Here is a 9,845-nt window from a genome sequence, read left to right on the forward strand (position 1 = left end):
ATATTTACGCCGAGGGATAGCACGAAATGCCTTGATAAATCAAGGGTTTTGCCTATTTGTCATCTATTGCACATCCGAATTGAAAGCGCTTATATACCTCGACTTGGGATGTACTTACAATAAAAAGGCAAGCACGGATAAACAGTGAGGGGGGATACAGAGAGTGTCGGTGAGACTTGTTACAAATTCAAATCCAGCGAATGCAGAACCGACCATCCAGGTTGTTCGAAAGAAGAAATCAAATCTGTTCAAAGTATTGCAAAACTATGAGCTGTATCTTTTTTTGCTTCCCACCATGGTTTACTTTATCTTGTTTCATTATGTGCCGATGTATGGTGTTCAGATCGCTTTCAAAAATTTCATTGCAGTTAAGGGAGTCACGGGAAGCCCCTGGGTCGGTATTGAGCATTTTCAGCGTTTTTTTGAATCGTATCAATTTATTACCGTTTTGAGGAATACGCTGGGAATCAACTTATTTGAGCTGGCGGTCGCTTTTCCGGCCCCGATCCTGCTCGCGCTATTGCTTAATCAGGTGGCCAACGAACGATTCAAGAAAATTGTGCAAACAGTAACTTATGCGCCGCATTTTATTTCCGTCGTTGTCGTGGTCGGAATGTTGTATTTGTTCCTGTCTCCGAAGCACGGATTAGTCAATCATGCCTTAGCGGGTCTGGGCATGGAGCCTACCTTCTTTATGGCTAAGCCGGAATGGTTTAAAACGATTTATGTATTCTCCGGCATCTGGCAAAATCTCGGATGGTCGGCCATCATCTATTTGGCGGCATTGTCCGGCGTGAATCCCGATCTCCACGAGGCTGCCGTTGTAGACGGAGCGAACAAGATGCAGCGGATACGCCACATTGATTTGCCTGCCATCCTGCCTACGATTGTGATTCTACTGATCTTGAACGTCGGGCATCTGATGAGTGTCGGTTTCGAAAAAGTATATCTCATGCAAAATCAGCTGAATATTGACGCATCAGAAATCATTCAAACGTACGTGTACAGAGCGGGTTTGTTGAACGCCCAGTTCAGTTATTCGGCCGCCATTGGTTTATTCAATTCTGTCGTCAACTTTATTCTGCTGATCTCAGTCAATCAAATAGCGAGAAAAACAAAGCAGGCCAGCCTATGGTAAGGGAGGAGAGCTCCGATGGTTATCAGCCGCACGGCAGCCGACAAATGGTTTGACGCATGTATGTACGTGATTCTGTCTCTTCTTCTGCTGGCTGTGTTATACCCGCTGTATTTCGTAGTGATCGCCTCCATCAGCAACCCGGATCTTGTGAATGTGGGCGATGTTGCCTTGTTCCCCAAAGGGATAACCTTGGAAGGATACCGCAGAATATTTGGCGATGCAAGTATCTGGCTTGGTTACCGTAATTCCTTGATATATACCGTTCTCGGTACTTGTCTGAACGTCATACTTACCTTGACTGCGGGTTACGCGCTCTCCAGATCGGATCTTGCGGGCCGCGGGATCTTCATGTTAGTCATCGTGTTTACGATGTTTTTCAGCGGCGGTCTCATTCCTTCGTATTTGCTCATCAAAAGCTTGGGAATGCTCAACACAATCTGGGTCATGATTCTCCCGAATGCGGTCTCGGCCTATAACATTATCATCGCGAGAACCTTCTTCCAGAGCACGATGCCGGCGGAGCTGCTGGAAGCGGCCAAAGTGGACGGCTGTTCCAATACCAGGTTTTTTCTGCAAATTGTGATTCCCGTCTCACTGCCTATCGTCGCAGTCATGGTGCTGTTCAGCGCCGTAGGTCATTGGAACTCGTATTTCCAGGCGTTGATTTACTTGAAGGAGGACTCGCTTCAGCCCCTTCAAATCATTCTCCGCAAAATTCTGATCAGCAACGAAGCCTCTGAGAACATGGTGGACGGACTGGTCAATCAGGCGGATGTGGTCAGGATGGCTGAAACGATGAAATACGGTGTCATTATCGTATCGAGTCTGCCGGTATTGGTCCTTTATCCTTTTCTGCAAAAGTATTTCATTAAAGGCGTCATGATAGGCTCACTGAAGGGGTAAGAACTTTCAATTATTTGGAGGGATGGGTCAATATGAAGATGAATAAATGGGCACATGGAAGTGTGACGCTGGCTGTGGCGTTGGGAGTGCTGCTTAGCGGCTGCTCCAGCGAAAGCGCCAACAACAGCAGCGACAGCGGCGGCCAGACGGATACGAAACAGCCGCCTAAGGCATCGTCGAATATGAGCGCAACCGGATTACCGATCGTCAAGGACAAAGTCACTCTCAAGATTGCCGGTCTTTACGGTATTGCCGGACAGAAGCCATTTGGCGAGCTGCCGTTCTTTAAGAGCCTGGAAGAGAAAACAAACGTCCATGTAGACTGGCAAATGAATGATGCGAACGGTTTCAAAGAGAAGAAAAACCTGATGTTCGCCAGCGGCGACCTGCCCGATGCCTTCTACGGTCATTACATTCTTGATAACGATGAAGTGGTGAAATACGGTTATCAAGGCTTGTTCATTCCGTTGGAAGAGCTCATTAACAAATATGCGCCCAATTTGAAGAAAATACTGGATGCGAATCCAGGCTACAAAAAAGATATGACGGCGCCGAACGGTCATATTTATTCGTTACCAACGATTGACGGCACCTATCCTACATCCAAAGATATGCTATTCGTCAATAAGAAGTGGTTGGATCAGCTCAAGCTGCCGATTCCTACGACGCCGGATGAATTTTACAAAACGCTCAAAGCATTCAAGGACAACGATATGAACGGCAACGGCAAAAAGGATGAAGTACCGTTCTCCTACAGGGTACATGCGATTCAAGGCATCTATTCGCTGTATGGTTCATTCGGTTTGCTCGACAAACAGGATCACATCATTATGAAGGGCGACCAAGTCGTTTACACGGCGGTACAGCCCGAGTACAAGGAAGCAACGAAATTCTTCCATAAATTGTTCGCCGAAGGCTTGGTTGATCCGGAATCGCTAACGCATGACGAGAAGGTATACGGTTCCAAGCTCAGAAGCAAGGATAGCAATGTCGGTTCCTATGTAGCCTGGACGGCTTCGACGTATATGGACCCCGATCAGGCCGCTAACTTCGTTCCGGTCATGCCGTTGAAAGGTCCGGACGGCAAGCAGATTTGGAACAGCTACTCAGCGGGAATTTTGAGCAAAGGCGCATTTGCCATTACTTCCAACAACAAGAATCCGGAAATAACGATGCGCTGGATCGATTATATGTATGATCCTCGAGTAAGTTTGGAAGCGGTGAATGGAACGATTGGCACCGTGATTAAGGATAACGGAGACGGTACGCTCACAACAATCGATCCGCCAAGCGGCGTGAATGCGAACGAATTCAGACATACGGTTTCCCCAGGCTCGACCTCCGTGTTTGCCAAAACGAACGACTCGCCTAAAGTCGTCGGCAAGCCGTATGAAAAAGGCGATATGGATAAATTATTGCAGCCTTATTTGGATAAAAATATTTTCCCTAACCTGTATTTCAGCGAGGAAGAAACGGAAGCACGCAGCCGCTACTTTACCGATATCGATGCTTATGTCAAGAAAATGCAAGCCAAATGGCTCGTGCAGGGAGGCATTGACGAAGAGTGGGACAGCTATGTGAAGAAGCTAAAAGAAATGAATCTGGACAAATTGGTCAAAGTATACCAAGATGCGTATAACCGTTATAACGCGATCAAGTAACCGATTTTGCGGTCAATGATGGGAGATTGGGTCATGCAAACATCCGAACAATGGTTTCAGCATATGAATTTGGAGCAAAAAATCGGGCAAATGATATGTGTCCGGGCTTCACGGTTCGAAGATTCGGTTCGCAGTTCACTTTCATCCGGCCGGATCGGAACGGTAGGCTCAGTCCTCCTGCTTCACAAATTTGAACAGTTGAACGGCCTCGTGGATACGGTGAACGACTATTTGGGACAGTCACAAATCCCGCTGTTGTTGTTCTCCGATGCGGAGAGAGGGCTGCGGCATAACTTGAAGGTCGGCACTTCGTTTCCGAGCATGATGGCTCTTGGAGCCTCAGGTTCAAGCGAGCTTGCTTATCGGATGGGATTAGCGATCGGCAAGGAAGCGAGAGCCGTCGGCTTCGGTATGATCAGCAATCCGGTGCTTGACGTCAATTCCAATCCGGATAACCCGATTATTAGCACGCGGGCGATCAGCGACCGAACCGACGTCGTCATCGAGCTGGGCGCTGCTTATGTGCAGGGAATGCAAGAGGCGGGCGTCATTCCGAACGGCAAACATTTTCCGGGTCACGGGGATACGAAGATCGATTCGCACGTCTCTATGCCAATCGTGGAGCGTGATTTCGATCATTTGATGAACGTAGAGCTGCGTCCGTTTCGTGAATTGATTAAGCGTGGGATGATGGGTATCATGACAGCTCATATTCTATATCCCGCTTTGCTGGCAGAGGGAGAGCCGCTTGTGCCGGCGACGTTATCCAGATCCGTGATGACCGGGCTGCTTCGAGAGCAGTTCGGTTTCACGGGGCTGATCGTTTCGGATAGTCTGACGATGAAATCGATCAAGATGCAGTACGGCATTGAGAAGGCCGCCGTCATGGCGGTTCAAGCGGGGAATGATATCATTCTGCAGGATTACCAGTCAGATCCTGAGATCACCTTCCATGCGATTATGAATGCTGTCCGTTCCGGAGAGCTGAGTTTGGAGCTGATCGATACGGCAGTAAAGCGGATCTTGGATGTGAAGGAACGTTTCGGATTGCTCGAGAATAAGCCGATTCAGCTGGAAGAAGCGGAACAGCTGCTAGGATCCGATGAACATATCGAGCTGGCTAAGGAAATCGCGTCGCGTTCCATCACTGCATTAGAGAGTGCAAATCTTCCTATTCAGCCGGATGCATGTTCAAAAGTGTTGGTTATCGCCTCCCGAAGCAAGGACGAGGGGAAGGAAGTTGAAGATATGGGAACGCGAATCTCCGGTAAAGCGGCATACTTGCACCGCAGCTGCTTACGATATGGAGCTGAGACCGATCTTCTCGTGATCGATGAGCTTCCCGACGAACGGGATTTTGCAGCCGTTACCGAAGCGATCGGCTCCGCAGCATACGATCATGTGATTTATGCCGCTTTCATACGCGTCATCAGCTATAAGGAAGGAAGCGGCATGTTGCCGCCAGGTCAGCTCCAGATGATCGAACGTATCCGCGAGGGTCATCCCGATTTTGTTTTGCTTGTCTTGGGCAGCCCCTATATTTTGCGGAAAATAGAGCGGCAGCGCAACGTCATTTGTACATATGACGACTGTGATTATTCGATTGATGCGGCCGTAGATGCCTTGTTTGGAGCTAAGAAGGCGAGAGGCAAGCTGCCCGTCGATGTGAATGAAGATTATATGTTCGGTTACGGATTATAAGGGCGAATTGTAGATCAAATCAGCAAAGAATGGAGACTCACAGATGCAAATCGGCTCATCAGACCCCAAAATATGGCCCGTCGGCTTATCCATCAGCCTGATATCACCACCGGACTTACATCAGCTCAAACAATCCGGAATCGCATGCGTCGAAGTAACGTGGCAGGCGAAATTTATGGATGTGCCGCACGATCCCGCTACAAAAGCCCATTGCGACAAAGTCGTGCAGGCCATAAGGGAAAGCGGAATCGACATTTGGTCGGTTCATATTCCTTACCGCAGCCCTTGGGACATTTCCTTAATCGATTCTATCGAGCGAGAGAAGGTACTGGAACGCGTCACTTGCATACTGGCGCTTGCACAAGAGTGGGGTATTCGCCAAGCAGTTCTGCATCCGAGCTACGAGCCGATCGCACCTGAGGAGAGGGGACAGCGGCTCGATTATGCCAAGGAATCGCTGCTAAGATTGGCTCCAGCAGCTGAGGCGCATGGGGTGCGACTCGCCGTCGAATGCCTGCCGCGGACTTGCCTCGGCAATAATATTCAAGAGATTGAGGCGCTCATCTCCGTTCATCCTAGCCTTGGCATATGCTGCGATGTCAATCATTTGTTCAAAGAAACACCGGAGACCTTTATCGGGAGTCTCGGCTCCCGGATCATCACGACGCATATTTAGGATTAACGACGGATTGGATGAGAAGCATTGGATGCCCGGAGAGGGCGTGCTGAACTGGAAGGAAATCATCCATGCTTTAGCGGAAACCGGATATTCAGGACCTTTCATGTATGAAGTAAGAAACCCTGATCCGCGCTGTTTGATGGACAATTGGCGAAATCTGATGAGCATAAGCTAGGGGAAAGTAAGATGTATACGGACGAAGAAAGAAGGCAGAACAGCATCGTCGGATGGGGAGGAGAGTATAATCATGTCTAAGCCGAAATATGTCGCCGAGAATACGATCGCCGCCTTCGAATTGGCGGGGCAATCGGGGTTCTGGGGGATCGAATGTGATACGTATTGCACGATTGATGGCCATTGGATCGTCCATCACGACCGAACGGTTGACCGAATGACGGATGGGACGGGAAAAACAAAGGATCATACGTATGATCAAATCCGTAACTTGAACATCGTGGCCGGTAACGGCATTGAAGCGCATTCCGGACTGCGAATTCCGACTTTGGAAGAAGTACTCGATATATGTAAGTCTTATCAGATGCACGCCTTTGTCGAAATAGAGGAATACCACCATGATGCGGATCTGGAAGTGCTTCTTCAGCTGATTGACCGGCACGGCATGCTGGAAACCTGCAGTCTTATCTGCTTTAACGCCGATACACTTCGGAAAGTGCGGGAGATTCACAGGCGAGTACAGCTCGGATATTTAACGTCACAACCGCCGTCGGATTCCGATTTGGACCTGATCCAACAAGTAAAGCCGGCATTTCTGGACTACGACTACAGGGCGATCAAACCTGAGGACGTACGAAGATTGTTGTCCAAAGGGATAGATGTTTCGATATGGACTGTGAATTCCTGGGAAGATGCCGAGCCCTTTATCGAGTCGGGGGTTACTTACATAACAACTGATACAAACTTGATGGAGAGTTAATGTCCGATATATAGTTGTGTGGCGAAAAAGAACATTCAATAATCGCGGAGACAGCTGATTGACCGGCACGGCATGCTGGAAACCTGCAGTCCTTATCTGCTTTAACGCCGATACACTTCGGAAAGTACGGGAGATTCACCGGCGCGTAGAGCTCGGATATTTAACCTCACAACCGCCGTCGGATTCCGATTTGGACCTGATCCAACAAAGCCGGCATTTCTGGACTACGACTGATACAAACTTGATGGAGTGTTAATGTCCGATGATATAGTTGTGTGGCGAAAAGAACATTCAATAATCGCGGAACGGCTCGTAGCAATAAGAGATTTTTCCAATGAACGGAATTTCATTTATAACTACTTCACAAAACCCGTATTTTATACATATGTACATAATTGTATTTTAAGCCTTGGTATACCTAGTATTTCTTTGTCGGATGACAAGAACTTTATCCCATAAATGACAAGAACTTTATCCCATTCCCGCGGGCCGATCCGACGCTGGCCAGCATCAGGGATCCCTAAACGCCCCACATCCATAAGGAACCAGCTCACCAAGCGAGGCAACTCATTACTGCGCAAGCATTTCTACTTCACTGTGTTTCACCTGTTATCTTTCAATGAAGCTTTCCAAGCCATGCATGCGCACAATACCGAAGTGAAACGAATGACGAAAATGCAGTCCATGATGAAGCTGATTGGGAAACTAGCCCGGATGCTTGTAGCCATGGCAAGAGAAGGACAAACATTCTCCATGGATAAGGCCCAGCTACCATTAGCAGCATAAAAAGTAAACCGTAACATTTGACACGTAAATTGGCTCATTCGCAGGATCTCACAAAGAAAGCACGGAGTACCGAGATTTTTACGCTTTAGGGCATAGACCCGTTCCGTTAACGTTGATCGGACTCCACACCTTGAATAGATAGGACGAAGGAATGTAAGGGCATAGACCCGTTGAGATTTGGGAGAGTGAATCCCGAGGACCTTGTGGAGAGAGACGTGCAGCATTGCTTTTGTATGGAAGATGTTGTCAATAGATCGGCACCTTCTATTTCCGCATGCCCTCAAACGACCGAAAAGCCTACACTATTAAATCATCTAAACTCCTATTTTCACATCCATGTGAAATCCTACGAATGAGCGAGCATTCGTGAGGAAATCCTTATTCTCTGAGGGAGCTTAACACAAAAACGCTCGCACGCCTCCCTTCATAATTTCTAGCTTATAGTTAAAGCACTCACACCATTTAGTGTTCTTCTCACCAAAAATTTGCGTCATTTGTGGTAAGGTTCACCGTATCATCATAAAGGCGAAAATGAAAAGCACCTTGAGAGGTGCCCATACTACACTGTAAATTAATTCCTTTTATACAACCATTCTTTTTCTAAAATGCTCATTTCCCACAGATTCCAAAATTCGTTGTCAACTTTTCGTGCTTCTCGAAGTAGTCCTTCTTTTACAAACCCAGCCTTCTCGTAACAAGCAATCGCGGGAAGATTAAAATCAAATACTCCGAGGCTGACTCTATGTAATTTCAATTGTCCGAAAGCGATATTTAAAACCTTCTGTACCATTAGTTGCCCAATGCCATGTCCTTTCAGGTTTCTTTCCCCAACTAAGACCTTACCTAATCTCCCCGAGTTGTTTATTCGATCAATCGTTAAATTGATATGCCCAATAACCTCTTCATTTTCTTCAAGTACAACCCTATAAATTAGCGTATCGCTACGGATATAATTCTCTAATTGTTGTTCTGTTAAAGGGTAGCTAAACGTTCTTCCTCCCCATTGAAGCATAAATTTCGGCGAATCAATCCAATCGATTAGTTGCTTAAAGTCGATATGTTCGAAGCGTTCAAGTTTGATCACAACAATCCTACCTTCCTCAATGGTATTGACCAGTAACATGTTCATTCGTATCTTGCAGCATCTTGGCAAGAACCACGATCTGCCCCGCATGATATCCATAGTGTGCCGACACCTGTATAAGCAGACGGCCGATTACTCTTGTATCATAGGTTTCGTCGGCAGTGGCATCCACTCGGTGCATTCGGTTCCAATCATCGCGGTCATAGCGAATGATGACCTCCCGAAACAAATCATCGTTCGATAAGGCAGATAACACTTCTTCCGATTCGGAACGGGTTTTCCGTATTAGACTAATCAGCTCTTCTTTTGATGTTCCCCCGTCCGTCGTAAATTCGCGAGTACGCTCCCGGATGAACGGCTTGATTCCGATAGCACTCACAAAATTCTGATATTCGTTGCCTGCCAAATGCAAGATGAGATTCCCGATGCTGTTCATGGAATCCTTCATTCTTGTCCAAATGAGTTCATCGCTTAGCTGATTTAAGCTCTTCTCGATTCGGTCAAGCTGCTTGTTCATATCTTCTATGATGTATTTGATCAGTTCAATCAAAGGAATCCCTCCAACTTTCAGGTAGTCGCAGATTACCTTCCATCGTTACATGCGCGAATCCTCCAATTTGGATGGCGATATCCGACTCCGTCGGTACGATGGTTACATAGAGCGTGCCTGGACGACCGACTCGCCAATTCGGATCACCAGGAAAGTCGTACCGAAAAACAAACAAATCAGCAAATAATTCTCGTTGATCATCGTTTTTCCCCCATATGCTGTATTATAATCGCAAGCGAATAGAACAGTTGGCCCGAGACAGAACAGATGGACGGGATATCCGATAAACTATTCGTTCAACGTGATTAATTTTCAACTAAACTCCCTCTATAGAGAAACGCTTTGCTCTCAAATACTCTCGTTTTCTCAGCTTTTGACCTTTAAATACTTTTTAGCAGACAACATTCAA

General features: G+C 47.1%; 10 protein-coding genes. 8 read left to right on the forward strand and 2 right to left on the reverse strand.

Annotated features, from left to right (window positions below; genetic code table 11):
* The first annotated feature begins 154 nt into the window (after nt 1–154).
* The 8 genes from J2X61_RS34670 (at nt 155) to J2X61_RS34700 (ending at nt 7,802) form a co-directional block, all read left to right on the forward strand.
* Nucleotides 155–1,138 (forward strand): ABC transporter permease, encoded by a 984-nt coding sequence (locus J2X61_RS34670; RefSeq protein ID WP_379241229.1) that lies wholly within the window; start codon nt 155–157, stop codon nt 1,136–1,138.
* Between the two features lie 15 nt (nt 1,139–1,153).
* Nucleotides 1,154–2,041, forward strand: coding sequence for a carbohydrate ABC transporter permease (locus tag J2X61_RS34675; RefSeq protein ID WP_274473047.1), 888 nt, complete (start codon nt 1,154–1,156; stop codon nt 2,039–2,041).
* A 32-nt stretch (nt 2,042–2,073) separates the two neighbouring features.
* A complete protein-coding gene (locus tag J2X61_RS34680; RefSeq protein WP_310194919.1) occupies nt 2,074–3,702 on the forward strand; it encodes a type 2 periplasmic-binding domain-containing protein in 1,629 nt (542 codons plus the stop codon).
* Between the two features lie 33 nt (nt 3,703–3,735).
* The gene (locus J2X61_RS34685; protein ID WP_274473049.1) at nt 3,736–5,403 is read left to right on the forward strand and encodes a glycoside hydrolase family 3 protein; all 1,668 of its coding nucleotides are present in this window, start codon (nt 3,736–3,738) and stop codon (nt 5,401–5,403) included.
* Between the two features lie 43 nt (nt 5,404–5,446).
* Nucleotides 5,447–6,079 (forward strand): sugar phosphate isomerase/epimerase family protein, encoded by a 633-nt coding sequence (locus J2X61_RS34690; RefSeq protein ID WP_310194922.1) that lies wholly within the window; start codon nt 5,447–5,449, stop codon nt 6,077–6,079.
* Nucleotides 6,080–6,110: 31 nt separating this feature from the next.
* The gene (locus J2X61_RS36555; protein WP_396135536.1) at nt 6,111–6,257 is read left to right on the forward strand and encodes a hypothetical protein; all 147 of its coding nucleotides are present in this window, start codon (nt 6,111–6,113) and stop codon (nt 6,255–6,257) included.
* A 72-nt stretch (nt 6,258–6,329) separates the two neighbouring features.
* Nucleotides 6,330–7,016 (forward strand): glycerophosphodiester phosphodiesterase, encoded by a 687-nt coding sequence (locus J2X61_RS34695; RefSeq protein ID WP_310194925.1) that lies wholly within the window; start codon nt 6,330–6,332, stop codon nt 7,014–7,016.
* A 459-nt stretch (nt 7,017–7,475) separates the two neighbouring features.
* The gene (locus J2X61_RS34700) at nt 7,476–7,802 is read left to right on the forward strand and encodes a hypothetical protein (RefSeq protein WP_310194930.1); all 327 of its coding nucleotides are present in this window, start codon (nt 7,476–7,478) and stop codon (nt 7,800–7,802) included.
* A gap of 571 nt (nt 7,803–8,373) precedes the next feature.
* Here the strand turns inward: J2X61_RS34700 and J2X61_RS34705 are convergent.
* The gene (locus J2X61_RS34705) at nt 8,374–8,931 is read right to left on the reverse strand and encodes a GNAT family N-acetyltransferase (protein WP_310194933.1); all 558 of its coding nucleotides are present in this window, start codon (nt 8,929–8,931) and stop codon (nt 8,374–8,376) included.
* Complete coding sequence (locus J2X61_RS34710; RefSeq protein ID WP_310194936.1) at nt 8,903–9,436, reverse strand: DUF1572 family protein; 534 nt, start codon at nt 9,434–9,436, stop codon at nt 8,903–8,905. Before J2X61_RS34710 ends, J2X61_RS34705 begins: the two co-directional genes overlap by 29 nt.
* Nucleotides 9,437–9,845: the final 409 nt, after the last annotated feature.

The organism is Bacillus sp. 3255 (assembly GCF_031456485.1).
GTDB lineage: Bacteria > Bacillota > Bacilli > Paenibacillales > NBRC-103111 > Paenibacillus_E.